Genomic DNA, 15,546 nt, shown 5'->3' on the forward strand with positions numbered 1-15,546 from the left:
CAATTGCTTGTAGCTGCTTGCTGAACTGCTGTATTGCTTTACTTTACTGCGTTGCCGCCGTTGTTGCCGGCGGCAGGATCAGACGATGAAACAGGGCAAGACGGCCACGCCGCCTTGCCCTTGGGAACATCAGTCGCGTTCGAGATCGATGTCGATACCGAGCGAACGGATTTCCTTGACCAGCACGTTGAAGGACTCCGGCATGCCGGCGTCGATCACGTGGTCGCCCTTGACCAGGTTTTCATAAACCTTGGTACGGCCGTTCACGTCATCGGACTTCACGGTCAGCATTTCCTGCAGCACATACGATGCGCCGTAGGCTTCCAATGCCCAGACTTCCATTTCACCGAAGCGTTGACCGCCGAACTGCGCCTTACCGCCCAGAGGCTGCTGAGTAACCAGCGAGTAAGGACCGGTCGAACGTGCATGCATCTTGTCATCAACCAAGTGATGCAGCTTCAGGTAGTGCATGTAGCCGACAGTGACGGTGCGCTCGAAAGCTTCGCCGGTACGGCCGTCATACATGGTGACCTGATTCTTCGACGGCGTCATGCCCAGTTGCTTGGCGATGTGATCCGGGTACGCCAGATCCAGCATGCGACGGGTTTCGTCTTCGTGCGCGCCGTCAAACACCGGCGTGGCGAACGGAACGCCCTTCTTCAGGTTGGATGCCAGTTCCAGGATTTCCTCATCACTGAACTCGTCGAGCGCTTCCTTCTTGCCCGATTCGTTGTAGATGGTCGTCAGGAACTTGCGCAGCTCAGCGATCTTCACCTGTGCGGTCAGCATTTCGCCGATGCGCAGGCCCAGACCCTTGGCTGCCCAGCCCAGATGGACTTCGAGAACCTGACCGACGTTCATGCGCGATGGCACGCCCAGCGGGTTCAGCACGATGTCGGCTGGTGTACCGTCGGCCATGTGCGGCATGTCTTCGATCGGCAGAATGCGCGAAACCACACCCTTGTTACCGTGACGACCCGCCATCTTGTCGCCTGGTTGCAGGCGGCGCTTCACGGCCAGGTAAACCTTGACCATCTTTTGCACGCCCGGCGGCAGCTCGTCGCCTTGTGTCAGCTTCTTGCGTTTTTCTTCAAACGCCAGATCGAACTGGTGACGCTTTTCGGCGATCGATTCCTTGATCGCTTCCAGTGCAGTCGCCATGTCGTCATCCGCAGGACGGATGTCGAACCAGTGGTACTTGTCCAGATCGTCCAGGTACGCCTTGTCCAGCTTGGTGCCCTTCGACAGCTTCTTCGGACCGCCGTTGGCGACCTTGCCGATCAACATCTTTTCCAGACGCTGGAAGGCATCGCCTTCAACGATACGCAACTGGTCGTTCAGGTCCAGGCGATAGCGCTTCAGTTCATCGTCGATGATCTGTTGTGCGCGCTTGTCGCGTTGGATGCCTTCGCGGGTAAACACTTGCACGTCGATGACGGTGCCGACCATGCCCGAAGGCACACGCAGCGAGGTGTCCTTAACGTCCGAAGCCTTTTCACCGAAGATCGCGCGCAGCAGCTTTTCTTCCGGTGTCAGCTGGGTTTCGCCCTTTGGCGTCACTTTACCGACCAGCGTATCGCCGGCTTCGACTTCAGCACCGATGTAGGTGATGCCGGACTCGTCCAGACGCGCCAGTTGGTTTTCCGCCAGGTTCGAAATATCGCGGGTGATTTCTTCCGCGCCGAGCTTGGTGTCACGTGCAACAACCGACAACTCTTCAATGTGGATCGAGGTGTAGCGGTCGTCAGCCACGACTTTTTCGGAGATCAGGATCGAATCTTCGAAGTTGTAGCCGTTCCATGGCATGAACGCCACCAGCATGTTCTGACCCAGAGCCAGTTCGCCCAGGTCGGTCGATGCGCCGTCGGCGATCACGTCATGCTTGGCAACACGGTCGCCAACCTTGACGATAGGACGCTGGTTGATGTTGGTGTTCTGGTTCGAACGTGTGTACTTGATCAGGTTGTAGATGTCGACGCCGACTTCACCAGCCTGGGCTTCTTCATCGTTCACGCGGATCACCACACGGCCTGCATCGACGTAATCGACGATACCGCCACGCAGCGCTTGCACGGTCGTACCGGAGTCAACTGCAACGGTACGCTCGATACCGGTGCCGACCAGCGGCTTTTCCGGACGCAGGCAAGGCACAGCCTGGCGTTGCATGTTGGCGCCCATCAATGCGCGGTTCGCATCATCGTGTTCGAGGAACGGAATCAGCGATGCCGCCACCGACACGACCTGGCCTGGGGCCACGTCCATGTATTGGACGCGCTCTGGCGAGACCAGAATGGTTTCGCCGGCTTCACGCGCCGAGACCAGTTCATCGGACAGCTTCAGCGAGGCGTCGATGGTCGCATTCGCCTGAGCGATGATGTAGCGGCCTTCTTCGATTGCCGACAGATAGTCGATCTGGTTGGTAACCTTGCTGCCCTCAACCTTGCGGTATGGGGTTTCCAGGAAGCCGTATTCATTCAGGCGCGCATACAGCGCCAGCGAGTTGATCAGACCGATGTTCGGGCCTTCAGGCGTTTCGATCGGGCACACGCGGCCATAGTGGGTCGGGTGCACGTCGCGGACTTCAAAGCCGGCGCGTTCGCGGGTCAGACCACCAGGTCCCAGGGCGGAAACACGGCGTTTGTGCGTGATTTCCGACAGCGGGTTGGTTTGATCCATAAACTGCGACAACTGCGACGAACCGAAGAATTCGCGGATCGCTGCCGAGATCGGCTTCGAGTTGATCAGGTCATGCGGCATCAGGTTGTCCGCTTCGGCTTGGCCGAGGCGTTCCTTGACGGCGCGCTCAACGCGGACCAGACCGGCGCGGAATTGATTCTCCGCCAGTTCGCCGACGCAACGGACGCGACGGTTACCCAAGTGATCGATGTCATCGACTTCGCCGCGGCCATTGCGCAGTTCCACCAAGATCTTGATCACGGCCAGGATGTCTTCGTTCGACAACGTCATGGCGCCGGTCAGTTCATCACGACCGATACGGCGGTTGAACTTCATGCGGCCGACTGCCGACAGGTCGTAACGGTCTTCGCTGTAGAACAGGCCGTTGAACAGCGCTTCCACCGAGTCTTCGGTCGGCGGTTCGCCAGGACGCATCATGCGATAGATTGCCACGCGCGCAGCAGTCTGATCCGCTGTGTCGTCGGTGCGCAATGTTTGCGAGATGTAACCACCCTGATCCAGGTCGTTGGTGTACAGCGTCTGAATAGCGTCGATGTCTGCTTCGCGCAGGCGAGCCAGCAGTTCTTCCGTCAGCTCGTCGTTGGCCGAGGCAATGACTTCACCTGTGTCGCCGTCGACGATGTTCTTCGCCAATACGCGGCCCAGCAGATAGTCTTCCGGCACGGAAATTTGCTTGATGCCTGCAGCTTCGATGTCACGCACGTGCTTGGCGTTGATACGCTTGTCTTTCGCGACCAGCGGCTTGCCGGACTTGTCGAGAATGTCGAAACGCGCAACTTCACCACGCAGACGCTCCGAGACGAATTCCATCTCGGCGCCTTCAGCGTGCAGCGTGAAGTTGTCGAACACGAAGAAGTTCGCCAGGATCTGTTCGGACGTCATGCCGATGGCCTTGAGCAGGATCGTTACCGGCATCTTGCGGCGACGGTCGACGCGGAAGAACAGGATGTCCTTCGGATCGAATTCAAAGTCCAGCCACGAACCGCGGTAAGGAATGATACGAGCGGAGAACAACAGCTTGCCGGACGAGTGAGTCTTGCCACGGTCATGTTCAAAGAACACGCCAGGCGAACGGTGCAGCTGCGACACGATGACGCGCTCAGTGCCGTTGATGACGAACGAACCGGTCGTCGTCATGAGCGGCAATTCGCCCATGTAGACTTCCTGTTCCTTCATTTCCTTGATGACCGGCTTGGTCGGCGATTCCTTGTCCAGGATCACCAGACGTACTTTGGCACGCAGCGGCGACGCGAAGGTCAGGCCACGTTGTTGGCATTCCTTGACGTCGAACGGCGGCGCGCCCAACACATAGGACAGGAACTCGAGACGCGCAAAACCATTGTGCGAAACGATAGGGAAAATCGATGTAAAGGCCGATTGCAGACCTTCGTTCTTGCGTTGGGACGTTGTTTTGTCCGTCTGCAAGAATGTCTGGTATGACTCGATCTGAGTCGCTAGCAGGAACGGAACGTTGTGGACGTTAGCGCGTTTCGCAAAGGATTTACGAATACGCTTCTTCTCAGTAAATGAGTAGTGCATGGACACTCCGTGAGTGACAGGAAGGATAGAGAGTTCAGGACTCGCCCGGATTGCTTGTTGCCTTGTTGCTGCAACCCGTTAGCAGCGAAACCTCAAGTCTCAGCCCTTCAGTCTTGGTTGGCGCCTTCTCTTGCTTCACCGGCGAAGCTGGCAAGAAACTGCTGACCATTAACGAACTTGAATTCGACGCAAATTCGAATCGGACTCAAATTCACATACAAAATTACGAAACGACAAAGGAGCCAAAGCCGAATCCTTCTTTCAAAGGATTCTGCACTTTGACTCCGGTGGAACGATGCGCCGGCGAACCGGCGATATTCCAGCTCAAGTAAAACTTACTTGAGTTCAGCTTTCGCGCCAGCTTCTTCCAGCTTCTTCTTGGCTGCTTCGGCGTCTGCCTTGGCGATGCCTTCTTTAACTGGCTTCGGTGCGCCGTCAACCAGATCCTTGGCTTCTTTCAAGCCCAGACCGGTGATTTCGCGAACTGCCTTAATGACGCCAACCTTGTTCGCGCCGACTTCGGACAGAACAACGGTGAACTCAGTTTGCTCTTCAGCAGCAGCGGCGCCAGCGCCACCACCAGCAGGACCAGCGACAGCCATTGCTGCGGCGGAAACGCCGAACTTTTCTTCGAATGCCTTCACCAGGTCATTCAATTCCAACACGGTCAAGGCGCCTACGGCTTCCAAGATATCGTCTTTGCTAATTGCCATTTGAAACTCCTAATTTATTTCGGTAATAACATCTAATCGGTACTGACGCAGAGGTCAAAGCGCTCACGAACCACCGCCACATTGCTGCGGCCGGCGTTCTTAAGCTGCTTCGGCTTCTTTCTTGGCTGCCAGAGCAGCCAGACCACGCGCAAAACCAGCAACCGGAACCTGCATCATGCCCAGCAATTGGGCCAGCAGAACTTCGCGGGACGGGATATTTGCCAATGCAGTCACAGCAGCCTTATCCAGCGGCTTGCCTGCATAGTTACCTGCCTTGACAACCAGCTTGTCGTTGGTCTTAGCAAAGTCAGAGATGACTTTAGCTGCAGCAACGGCATCTTCCGAGATCGAATAGATCAGCGGGCCGGTCATTTCAGAAGCGAGGTCAGCAAACGCGGAACCTTCAACGGCACGACGTGCGAGTGTGTTTTTCAACACGCGCAGGTACACGCCCTGGTCACGCGCTTTGGCGCGCAGTTGCGTCAAGTGACCAACCTGGATGCCACGGTATTCGGCCACGACGATAGTCTGCGCAGTTGCTACTTTTGCGGCGACTTCGGCGACAACGGCCTTTTTGTCATTCAGATTGAGACTCAAGATCAACCTCCAAAAATGATGCTTGGCGACGACACAGGCGAAAAACCTGCTTGCCTTACATCGGTTCGAACACGGCGTCCGACGTTAGGAGTTCAGTGCAACGCTTCGTGAAACATGAAACGCTGTGTGAGACTGCAAAACTTGTTCGGGGTCACCATCTGCGCTGGGTAACCGGAAACGGAAGTTTCCGGCGTTTTAACTTTGTGCCTGCCTGCTGCACGCCGCCCAACGGTCTTTGATTGCCTGGAGCACTTCACAATTGCAAAATGCTCCAGCCCAAAGATGCGCCCCGCTTCCGTGAGGAAACGAGGACTTGATTCTTTACTTAAGCCGACAGGGTCGATTGATCCACGCGGACGCCAGCGCCCATGGTGGACGACAGCGACACCTTGCGCAGGTAAACACCCTTGCTGGTGGCAGGCTTGGCCTTGTTCAGCGCATCGATCAGCGCAACCAGATTCGACTTCAGATCTGCGTCGCTGAACGACTTGCGACCGATGGTGGCGTGAATAATGCCGGCCTTGTCGGTACGGTATTGCACTTGACCAGCCTTGGCGTTCTTGACGGCGGTAGCAACGTCAGGAGTCACGGTGCCGACCTTCGGGTTAGGCATCAGGCCGCGTGGGCCCAGGATCTGACCCAGGGTACCGACGATACGCATGGTGTCCGGCGAAGCGATCACGATGTCGAACGGCATGTTGCCGGCCTTGACTTGTTCAGCCAGGTCTTCCATACCGACGACGTCTGCGCCAGCTGCTTTAGCTTGTTCAGCCTTTTCACCCGAAGCGAACACGGCGACGCGGACGGTCTTGCCTGTACCAGCCGGCAACACCACGGAACCGCGGACCACTTGGTCCGACTTCTTCGCATCAACGCCCAGCTGGACGGACACGTCGATCGATTCGTTGAACTTCGCTGTTGCGAATTCCTTGATCAGCGCCAGTGCGTTATCGAAAGGATAAGCCTTGGTGCTATCGATCTTGCCTTCTTGCGCCTTAGCGCGTTTTGTCAACTTAGCCATTACAGACCCTCCACCGTGATGCCCATGGAACGTGCCGAACCAGCGATGGTGCGCACAGCCGCTTCCAGATCAGCAGCGGTAAGATCCGGCTTCTTCTGGGTAGCGATTTCTTCCGCTTGTTTACGAGTGATCTTGCCAACCTTGTCTGTATGCGGCTTGGCAGAACCCTTTTGAATACCGGCAGCCTTCTTGATCAGGATGGTTGCTGGAGGAGTCTTCATCACGAAGGTGAAGGACTTGTCCGCAAATGCAGTGATCACGACTGGAATCGGCAGACCTGGCTCGACGCCTTGAGTCTGGGCATTGAATGCCTTACAGAATTCCATGATGTTCAGACCGCGCTGACCCAGCGCAGGGCCGATCGGTGGGGATGGATTTGCTTTACCAGCTGGCACTTGCAGCTTGATAAAACCGATGATTTTCTTTGCCATGATGGCTCCTACGTTGATTGAGTGTTAGCGCCTGTTCATCTGCCTTGCGGCGTTTTACTGAGGCTCCTCTGCTGCTGCAGGATTTGGGGAAACTTGCATTTCGCCGCGCTCCTGCGGGCGCTTGACTTGTGCTGCTTAGACTTTTTCGACTTGGCCGAACTCGAGTTCGACCGGTGTTGCACGACCGAAAATGGTCACGGAGACGCGCACGCGGGATTTTTCGTAATTCACTTCTTCCACGTTGCCGTTGAAATCGGTAAAAGGACCATCCTTGATGCGAACCAGCTCGCCCACTTCGTACAAGACCTTTGGACGCGGCTTTTCGATGCCGTCCTGCATTTGCTGCATGATCTTGTCGACTTCATGCGGCGGAATCGGCGTCGGGCGATTGGACTTGCCGCCGATGAAACCGGTCACCTTGCTGGTGTTTTTCACCAGATGCCAGGTTTCGTCCGTCATTTCCATCTCAACCAGGACGTAGCCCGGGAAGAAACGACGCTCGGTCACCGACTTGTGGCCATTTTTCATGTCCACGACTTCTTCTGTCGGCACCAGGATCTGGCCGAACTGTTCTTCCATGCCGGCGCGGACGATGCGCTCGGTCAGTGCACGCTGCACACTCTTTTCCATGCCGGAATAGGCATGCACAACGTACCAGCGCTTTTTACTTGCGCTTGAAACGCTTTGCGCACCAATCGGTGCGCTGTCTTGTGTGCTATCGCTCATTTTTATTTCCAGCCCAAAATTACGTCATACAACAGGAATTCGAGCAACTTGTCCGTACCCCAGAGGAAGATCGCCATGATCAGCACGAAGGCGAACACGATCGCCGTGATCTGCGTCGCTTCCTTGCGGGTAGGCCAGACAACTTTTTTGGTTTCACGTACCGATTCTTTGGCAAAGCCGACGAAACCGCGACCCTGCGAAGATGTCCAGGCGAAACCTACCGCCACCAGCAAGCCGGCCACCAGGGCCAGTGCGCGCACCGGAGTCGATTGACCCGACAACACAAAAAAACCGACCACACCCGCGATGACCGCTACGATTGCCAGGGCAACCTTGAGCTTGTCGCTTGATGTATTGACGGTTTGTACAGGCTGGTTAGACATTTATTTACTTTCAGTACCCTACTCACCTGAATCGGTGGCAGGGGCGGAGGGCATCGAACCCCCAACCTCCGGTTTTGGAGACCGGCGCTCTGCCAATTGAGCTACACCCCTACGATCAAAACACTGATCTGAACGGCTTGGCCAGCCAACTTATGCTTGCCGCTCAGACATCAACGCCGCGAGGCGGGAATTTCCCGAATCGCGGCGATTGCTACTCTTCTTATTACGCGTCTGGCAGGATCTTGGCAACCACACCGGCGCCGACGGTACGACCGCCTTCACGGATAGCGAAGCGCAGGCCTTCTTCCATCGCGATCGGGTTGATCAGCATCACGGTGATCGACACGTTGTCGCCTGGCATGACCATTTCCTTGTCCTTCGGCAACTCGATCGAACCAGTCACGTCCGTTGTACGGAAGTAGAACTGTGGACGATAGTTGTTGAAGAACGGAGTATGACGGCCGCCTTCGTCTTTCGACAACACATAGATCTCGCCGGTGAAGTGCTTGTGCGGCTTGATCGAACCTGGCTTGGCCAACACTTGGCCACGCTCCACGTCTTCACGCTTGGTGCCGCGCAGCAGCACGCCAACGTTGTCGCCTGCCTGACCTTGGTCCAGCAGCTTGCGGAACATTTCGACGCCGGTGCAAACTGTGTCTTGTGTGTCGCGGATACCGACGATTTGCAGGGCTTCGCCGACCTTGACGATACCGCGCTCAACGCGACCGGTCACAACGGTACCGCGGCCGGAGATCGAGAACACGTCTTCCACTGGCAGCAGGAAAGCGCCGTCAACAGCACGTTCCGGTGTCGGGATGTAAGTGTCCAGCGCTTCTGCCAGGGCCATGATCGCTTGCTCGCCCAGCGGGCCAGTGTCGCCTTCGAGGGCCAGCTTCGCCGAACCCTTGATGATTGGCAGGTCGTCGCCTGGGAATTCGTACTTGGTCAACAGCTCGCGCACTTCCATTTCGACCAGCTCCAGCAGCTCTTCATCATCAACCATGTCGGCCTTGTTCAGGAACACGATGATGTAAGGAACGCCAACTTGACGCGACAGCAGAATGTGTTCGCGTGTTTGCGGCATCGGGCCGTCTGCTGCGGAGCAAACCAGGATCGCGCCGTCCATCTGCGCGGCGCCGGTGATCATGTTCTTCACATAATCGGCGTGGCCTGGGCAGTCAACGTGCGCGTAGTGACGGTTTGCCGTTTCGTATTCAACGTGCGCAGTGTTGATGGTGATGCCGCGTGCCTTTTCTTCAGGCGCTGCGTCAATTTGATCGTAGGCCTTCGCTTCGCCGCCGAATTTCTTCGACAACACGGTCGCGATTGCGGCTGTCAGTGTGGTCTTGCCGTGGTCAACGTGACCAATCGTGCCAACGTTCACGTGCGGCTTGGTCCGCTCGAATTTGCCTTTTGCCATCTTAGACTCCTAACGATTATGAGAATGTTCAGGCAACGCGCCCGATCGACTTGCTGACTTGCTGCAGCGCTTACGGTGAAACACCTGCTACCTGCTATACAACTGGTGCCCTTGACGTGGATTGAACACGTGGCCTCTCCCTTACCAAGGGAGTGCTCTACCACTGAGCTACAAGGGCATACCTGCCGATCGCACCAACTGCCAAACGATGCAACCGGACAAAAAACTTTGGAGCGGGTGAAGGGAATCGAACCCTCGTCATAAGCTTGGAAGGCTTCAGCTCTACCATTGAGCTACACCCGCGAGGAACTGCCATCGAACACTTATCACTTCACAGCCGCAACAACTTTAAGACTGCTCCCAAAATGGTGGAGAGGGCTGGATTCGAACCAGCGTACTCGTAAGAGGGCAGATTTACAGTCTGCTGCCATTAACCACTCGGCCACCTCTCCGCGCAGGGAACTCAAAACTATAGGCGAATACTTTTCCCTTGTCAACTAAAATACGAAAGCCGACGCAATATTTTTAGCTGCCGGCTATTTAGGGATCTCGACTGTCGCTTCCGGAAGATGCTCGACGTGATTCCACGGAGCAATTTTGAGTAACATGACCATGCCGGGCAAGGCCAGGATGAAGCACAGGATGAAGAAATTGAACCAGCCCATATAGGCGACGATGTACCCGACCGAAGAATTGACGAAAGTGCGCGGCACCGCCGCCAGGCTGGTGAACAGGGCAAATTGCGTGGCCGTGTAGCGTGGATCGGTCTCGCGCATGATGTAGGCGACGAAAGCCGCCGTGCCGAGGCCGACGCCAAAGGCTTCGATGCCGATCACCACCGCCAGCGCCACGGTGCTGGCGCCGACATGGGCCAGCCAGGCAAAACCGAGGATCGCCACCGCCTGGATCACGCCGAACACCCACAGCGCCTTGTTGATGCCGAGCCGGATCATCCAGACCCCGCCGACAATGCCGCCCGCCACGCTGGCCCACAGGCTGGTGGTTTTCGAGACCACGCCGATCTGCGTCATGGAAAATCCGAGGTCAATGTAGAACTTGGTCGCCAGCGCAGTCGCCATGCTGTCGCCGAGCTTGTACAGGAAGATGAAGGCCAGCACCCACAGCGCCTTGTTCCAGCCGCCGCGCGTGACGAACTCGCGGAACGGCAGCACTACGGCTTCGCGCAGATTCTTCGGCGGCACGCCGTAGACCACCGGCTCCTTGACCGCCAGCGTGCACAGCAAACCCGGCAGCATGAAGCCGGCCGTGATCCAGAATACGGTCTGCCACGGCATCAGGTCGGCCAGCACCAGCGACAAAGCCCCTGGCACCATGCCCGACAGCTTGTAGGCGTTGACGTGGATGGCGCTGCCCAGGCCCAGCTCCTCTTCCGGCAGGATTTCACGGCGATAGGCGTCGATCACGATGTCCTGGCTGGCCGACAGGAAGGCCACCACCGACGCCATGAGGGCGATCGTACCGATCTGGGTCTGCGGATCCAGCATGCCCATGGCGCCGATGCCGACGAACAGGCCGATCTGGGTGAAGAACATCCATCCGCGTCGGCGCCCCATGCGACCGAAGTGGAAACGATCCATCAGCGGCGACCACAGGAATTTCCAGGTGTAGGGGAACATCACCAGTGCGAACAAGCCGAGCGCCTTGACGTTGAGCCCGGACTTGGCCAGCCAGGCCTGCAACAGGCTCAGCAGGATGAACAGCGGCAACCCCGACGTGAAACCGAGAAACACGCAAATCAGCATGCGACGGTTGAGATAGCTGTGCCACGAAATGCGGTTGTCGGTCATAAAAAGAGAAAGCGAGACGTCAGTACGGACAGGAAGAACTCCGCCCGCGGGACACCTGGGCGGAGACGTCTGCGGAGTATAAGGAATTTGCCGGCGCCGGTACGATTTTTCCTGCGGCGGCGCGGGCGATCGACAGGGCGGGTTACTTCTTCTTGAGACGGAACACTGCCAGGCTGCCGCGCCAATTGGGCAGGAAGGTCACCGGTTTGCCGTCGTGCAGCGCCACGCATTCCAGCACGTCGAGGCCGACCTCGTTGGCCAGCGCTTCGAAGTCCTTGATCGTGGCGCAACGCAGGTTGGGCGTGTCGTACCACTCGTAAGGCAACGATTTCGACACCGGCATGCGGCCGCGCAACAGCGCAATGCGGTGCGTCCAGTAAGCGAAGTTGGGGAAGGACACCGTCGCTTCGCGGCCGACCCGGGCGATTTCGCGCAGGATGCCTTCGACGTCCTTGACCATTTGCAGCGCCGACAGGCACAGCACGTTGTCGAAGGCGTTGTCTTCGAACATGGCCAGGCCGCCTTCCAGATCTTGCTGGATCACCGACACATCGCGCGCCACGCATTCGGGAATGCGGGCGTCGTCGATTTCAATGCCGTAGCCGCTGCAGGCCTTGTCAGTCTGCAGGTAATCGAGCATCACGCCGTCGCCGCAGCCGACGTCAAGCACCTGCGAGCCGGCAGGAATCCAGTGCGCGATGAACGCCAGGTCGGGGCGCAATACGCTCAGTTCAGGGAAATTCATGCGCTCTCCTCCATGGCGATTTCCGCCCAGACGCGTTGATAGTATTCGCGCAGCAACTTCATATAGCGCTCGTCGTCCAGCAGGAAGGCGTCGTGGCCGTGCGGCGCGTCGATTTCGGCATAGCTGACGCGGCGCTTGTTGCTGACCAGCGCCTGCACGATTTCACGGGTACGCTCCGGCGAAAAGCGCCAGTCGGTGGTGAACGAGGCCAGCAGGAATTGCGCCTTGGTGCCGGCCAGCGCCTTGTTCAGATCGCCGCCGAAGTCGCGCGCCGGATCGAAGTAGTCGAGCGCCTTGGTGATCAGCAAGTAGGTGTTGGCGTCGAAGTAGGTCGAGAATTTGTCGCCTTGGTAGCGCAGGTAGGATTCGATCTCGAAATCCACGCCGTAGCCGAACTGGTATTCGCCCGAGCGCAGGTCGCGGCCGAATTTTTCGGCCATGTCGTCGTCCGACAGGTAGGTGATGTGACCGACCATGCGCGCCACGCGCAAGCCGTTTTTCGGCACCACGCCGTGCGCATAGAAGTCGCCGCCGTGATAGTCCGGATCGGTCAGGATCGCCTGGCGTGCAACGTCATTGAAGGCGATGTTCTGCGCCGACAGTTTTGGGGTCGACGCGATCACCACACAGTGGCGCAGGCGATCCGGATACATGATGCTCCACGCCAGCGCCTGCATGCCACCCAGCGAACCGCCCATGACCGCGGCAAACTGGGCGATGCCGAGCTGGTCCGCCAGGCGCGCCTGGGCGTTGACCCAGTCTTCCACGGTCACCACCGGGAAGCTCGCGCCGTACGGCTTGCCGGTGGCCGGGTTGGTATGCATCGGACCGGTAGAGCCGAAACAGGAGCCGAGGTTGTTGACGCCGATGACGAAGAACTTGTCGGTGTCGAGCGACTTGCCGGGACCGACCATGTTGTCCCACCAGCCGACGTTGTCGGGGTCGTCCTTGTAGACGCCGGCGACGTGGTGCGAAGCGTTGAGCGCGTGGCACACCAGCACGGCGTTCGATTTGTCGGCATTGAGCGTGCCGTAGGTTTCATACATCAGCACGTAGTCGGCCAGCGCCGTGCCGTTCTTGAGCGGCAGCGGCTCGGGAAAATGCATGATTTGCGGCGATACGATTCCGATCGACATGGGCTCTCTTCGTTATCTTGCGGTTATGTCCGTCTACCGATTCAGGGGCCCGAAAACAAAAAAGCCCGGAGCTTACGCTCACGGGCTAAATTCTGGGCTTGTCTTGTATTGCACCAAGCTCGCTTTAGCCGTATTTAGATGGAACCCAAGGTTCCGGCGCCCGCAAGCTGAGGTTTGGATAAACCATTCAAATCGGCGCAGTGGTGTAAGAATAACCAAGTCGGGGCATGCCGTCAAACCACGGTGAAAGCGTATCCATTCCGAATCTGTTCACGACCTGTACGAGAGGCCATCAGCCGGCGGCGGTGGAACGGAGCTCAGTTACACGCCTTGGAGTGTACTTTAGTACATGAGGATTCCGAGTACCGCACGACGCCGGATCATGGCCTCGCAGTGAGATCGTGAACAGGTTTAGCGGCGCCGTGCGGCGGTGGCCTTCATTTCCGGTTCGCTGGTGATGGCGCGCAGTTGCGCCATGGCGGCTTCGATGGCGGCCGGCTCGGATGCCTTCAACACCTTTTTGACCTGCGGCTCCAGCAAGGTCAGGTCGCTGTTGAGAATTTCCTGCTTGACCGACAACAGTTGCGAAGGATGCATGGAAAACTCCAGCAGGCCCATGCCGAGCAACAGCCGCGTCCACTTTACGTCACCCGCCATCTCGCCGCACACCGCGACCGGGATATCGGCCTTGCGCGCCATTGAAATGACGCTCGACAGCAGGAACAGCACGGCCGGATGCAAGGGGTCGTACAGATGCGCCACCTCGTGGTCGACCCGGTCGATCGCCAGCGTGTACTGGATCAGGTCGTTGGTGCCGATCGACAGGAAATCGAGACGCTTGATGAACATCGGCAAGGCCAGCGCGGCTGCCGGGATTTCGATCATCGCGCCGATCTCAATGTCTTCATCGAACTTCTGCTTGCGTTGACGCAATTGTTCCTTGGCCTGCTCGATCAGCGCCAGCGTTTGGTCGATTTCGAACGCGTGCGCCATCATCGGGATCAGTAGCTTGATCGGACCGAAGGCTGAGGCGCGCAGGATCGCGCGCAGCTGCGTCAGGAACATCTGCGGCTCGGACAGGCAATAGCGGATCGCGCGCAAACCCAGCGCCGGATTCAGCGCAGTCTGTTCATCTTCGTCGAGCGGCTTGTCGGCGCCGACGTCGAGCGTGCGGATCGTGACCGGGCGCCCCTTCATCGACACCACGGTCTGGCAATATGAATCGAACTGTTCGTCTTCGGACGGGAATTTTTCCAGATGCCCGGCGCGGCCCATGAACAGGAATTCGGAACGGAACAGGCCGACGCCGTTGGCGCCCGCTTCCAGCGCGGGGGCGCTGTCGCTGGGCAACTCGATATTGGCCAGCAGCGTGATTTCGGTGCCGTCCTGGGTGATCGCCGGAGTCTTCTTGAGACGGCCGAGTTTCTTGCGGTCGCGCAGCATGCGCTCCTGGCGCGCGCGGTATTGCGCGAGCACCAGCGGCGACGGATTGACGATGGCCACGCCGGCGTCGCCGTCGATGATCAGCACGTCTTCCTGCTTGACCAGCACCGAAGCGTTGTTCATGCCGACTGCGGCCGGGATGTCGAGGCTGCGCGCGACGATGGCGGTATGCGAATTCTGGCCGCCGAGGTCGGTGACGAAACCGGCGAAGGCGCCGTCACGGAACTGCAGCATGTCGGCCGGCGAAATGTCGTGTGCGACAACGATGATGCTGGCGGCGGCGCCCTCTCCTGCCGCTGGCGGCAGACTGATGGCGCTGCCGGTCAGCACTTTGAGCACGCGGTCGCCGACCTGCTGGATGTCGGCCTTGCGCTCGCGCAGATAAGGGTCTTCAATCTCGTCGAACTGCGCCGACAAGCCGTCGATCTGCGTCACCAGCGCCCATTCGGCGTTGTAATAGCGGTGACGGATGATGTTGAGCGGCACTTCGGCCAGCATCGGGTCCGACAGGATCAGCGCATGCACATCGATGAAAGCACCCAGTTCGGGCGGCGCTTCCTTGGGCAAGTCGTCGCGGATGGTTTGCAGTTCCTGATGGACGGCGGCAATCGCGCTCTTGAGGCGCAGGACTTCGGCTTCGACCTGCTCCTCGGGAATCAGATAATGTTTGACGTCCAGCGCGGCCGGCGCGAGCAGATGCGCGCGGCCGATGGCGATCCCCTTGGAAACAGGAATGCCGTGTAAGGTGAAAGATGCCATCGCGTTTGTCTCCTGCGTTATTTTGTTATGCCGTCATCTGTGTTCATGCGCGGTAGCTCTCAAAACCTTACCGGACAACGCATCATTTAGCAATCGTGCGGCAAAACAAGAGGAAAACAAACGAGAGA

Annotated in this window: 12 protein-coding genes and 4 tRNA genes; all 16 read right to left on the bottom strand. The window is 58.1% G+C overall.

The window, feature by feature from the left end; translation table 11 throughout:
• Window positions 1-129: 129 nt before the first annotated feature.
• Window positions 130-4,236 carry a DNA-directed RNA polymerase subunit beta gene (rpoB, locus tag ACIROW_RS17635; protein WP_402277762.1) on the bottom strand — a complete coding sequence of 1,369 codons (4,107 nt, stop codon included), beginning with the start codon at window positions 4,234-4,236 and terminating at the stop codon, window positions 130-132.
• A gap of 335 nt (window positions 4,237-4,571) precedes the next feature.
• On the bottom strand, window positions 4,572-4,949 hold the full coding sequence (rplL, locus tag ACIROW_RS17640) for a 50S ribosomal protein L7/L12 (protein ID WP_402277763.1): 378 nt from the start codon (window positions 4,947-4,949) through the stop codon (window positions 4,572-4,574).
• Window positions 4,950-5,048: 99 nt separating this feature from the next.
• Complete coding sequence (gene rplJ / locus ACIROW_RS17645; protein ID WP_094565773.1) at window positions 5,049-5,546, bottom strand: 50S ribosomal protein L10; 498 nt, start codon at window positions 5,544-5,546, stop codon at window positions 5,049-5,051.
• A 325-nt stretch (window positions 5,547-5,871) separates the two neighbouring features.
• Window positions 5,872-6,567: a 50S ribosomal protein L1 gene (gene rplA, locus ACIROW_RS17650; protein ID WP_402277764.1), complete on the bottom strand. Its 696-nt coding sequence runs from the start codon at window positions 6,565-6,567 to the stop codon at window positions 5,872-5,874.
• A complete protein-coding gene (gene rplK / locus ACIROW_RS17655) occupies window positions 6,567-6,998 on the bottom strand; it encodes a 50S ribosomal protein L11 (protein ID WP_007875265.1) in 432 nt (143 codons plus the stop codon). Before rplK ends, rplA begins: the two co-directional genes overlap by 1 nt.
• Before the next feature lie 135 nt (window positions 6,999-7,133).
• Window positions 7,134-7,724 (bottom strand): transcription termination/antitermination protein NusG, encoded by a 591-nt coding sequence (gene nusG / locus ACIROW_RS17660; protein ID WP_029363887.1) that lies wholly within the window; start codon window positions 7,722-7,724, stop codon window positions 7,134-7,136.
• A 2-nt stretch (window positions 7,725-7,726) separates the two neighbouring features.
• Window positions 7,727-8,107 carry a preprotein translocase subunit SecE gene (secE, locus tag ACIROW_RS17665; protein WP_016836053.1) on the bottom strand — a complete coding sequence of 127 codons (381 nt, stop codon included), beginning with the start codon at window positions 8,105-8,107 and terminating at the stop codon, window positions 7,727-7,729.
• A gap of 35 nt (window positions 8,108-8,142) precedes the next feature.
• Window positions 8,143-8,218 (bottom strand) — tRNA-Trp (locus tag ACIROW_RS17670).
• A 112-nt stretch (window positions 8,219-8,330) separates the two neighbouring features.
• Window positions 8,331-9,527 (bottom strand): elongation factor Tu, encoded by a 1,197-nt coding sequence (tuf, locus tag ACIROW_RS17675; protein WP_016836040.1) that lies wholly within the window; start codon window positions 9,525-9,527, stop codon window positions 8,331-8,333.
• A 103-nt stretch (window positions 9,528-9,630) separates the two neighbouring features.
• Window positions 9,631-9,705, bottom strand: a tRNA-Thr gene (locus ACIROW_RS17680).
• Between the two features lie 51 nt (window positions 9,706-9,756).
• Window positions 9,757-9,830, bottom strand: a tRNA-Gly gene (locus tag ACIROW_RS17685).
• A 63-nt stretch (window positions 9,831-9,893) separates the two neighbouring features.
• Window positions 9,894-9,979: transfer RNA gene (locus ACIROW_RS17690), tRNA-Tyr, on the bottom strand.
• An 84-nt stretch (window positions 9,980-10,063) separates the two neighbouring features.
• Window positions 10,064-11,335 (bottom strand): AmpG family muropeptide MFS transporter, encoded by a 1,272-nt coding sequence (locus ACIROW_RS17695; RefSeq protein ID WP_402277765.1) that lies wholly within the window; start codon window positions 11,333-11,335, stop codon window positions 10,064-10,066.
• A gap of 142 nt (window positions 11,336-11,477) precedes the next feature.
• Window positions 11,478-12,080, bottom strand: a complete 603-nt coding sequence (gene metW, locus ACIROW_RS17700) for a methionine biosynthesis protein MetW (RefSeq protein WP_402277766.1) — start codon at window positions 12,078-12,080, stop codon at window positions 11,478-11,480.
• Window positions 12,077-13,216, bottom strand: coding sequence for a homoserine O-acetyltransferase (locus tag ACIROW_RS17705; RefSeq protein WP_402277767.1), 1,140 nt, complete (start codon window positions 13,214-13,216; stop codon window positions 12,077-12,079). The genes metW and ACIROW_RS17705 overlap by 4 nt, the downstream gene beginning before the upstream one ends.
• Before the next feature lie 411 nt (window positions 13,217-13,627).
• Entirely contained in the window at window positions 13,628-15,418 is a 1,791-nt protein-coding gene (ptsP, locus tag ACIROW_RS17710) for a phosphoenolpyruvate--protein phosphotransferase (protein ID WP_402277768.1), read from the bottom strand.
• Window positions 15,419-15,546: the final 128 nt, after the last annotated feature.

The organism is Herbaspirillum sp. NPDC101397 (assembly GCF_044767325.1).
In the GTDB taxonomy this organism is placed as follows: domain Bacteria; phylum Pseudomonadota; class Gammaproteobacteria; order Burkholderiales; family Burkholderiaceae_D; genus Herbaspirillum.

Coding starts and splice junctions, on each gene's coding strand:
- rpoB (WP_402277762.1), bottom strand. CDS start 4,236: ATGCACTACTCATTTACTGAGAAGAAGCGTATTCGTAAATCCTTTGCG.
- rplL (WP_402277763.1), bottom strand. CDS start 4,949: ATGGCAATTAGCAAAGACGATATCTTGGAAGCCGTAGGCGCCTTGACC.
- rplA (WP_402277764.1), bottom strand. CDS start 6,567: ATGGCTAAGTTGACAAAACGCGCTAAGGCGCAAGAAGGCAAGATCGAT.
- rplK (WP_007875265.1), bottom strand. CDS start 6,998: ATGGCAAAGAAAATCATCGGTTTTATCAAGCTGCAAGTGCCAGCTGGT.
- nusG (WP_029363887.1), bottom strand. CDS start 7,724: ATGAGCGATAGCACACAAGACAGCGCACCGATTGGTGCGCAAAGCGTT.
- secE (WP_016836053.1), bottom strand. CDS start 8,107: ATGTCTAACCAGCCTGTACAAACCGTCAATACATCAAGCGACAAGCTC.
- tuf (WP_016836040.1), bottom strand. CDS start 9,527: ATGGCAAAAGGCAAATTCGAGCGGACCAAGCCGCACGTGAACGTTGGC.
- ACIROW_RS17695 (WP_402277765.1), bottom strand. CDS start 11,335: ATGACCGACAACCGCATTTCGTGGCACAGCTATCTCAACCGTCGCATG.
- metW (WP_402277766.1), bottom strand. CDS start 12,080: ATGAATTTCCCTGAACTGAGCGTATTGCGCCCCGACCTGGCGTTCATC.
- ACIROW_RS17705 (WP_402277767.1), bottom strand. CDS start 13,216: ATGTCGATCGGAATCGTATCGCCGCAAATCATGCATTTTCCCGAGCCG.
- ptsP (WP_402277768.1), bottom strand. CDS start 15,418: ATGGCATCTTTCACCTTACACGGCATTCCTGTTTCCAAGGGGATCGCC.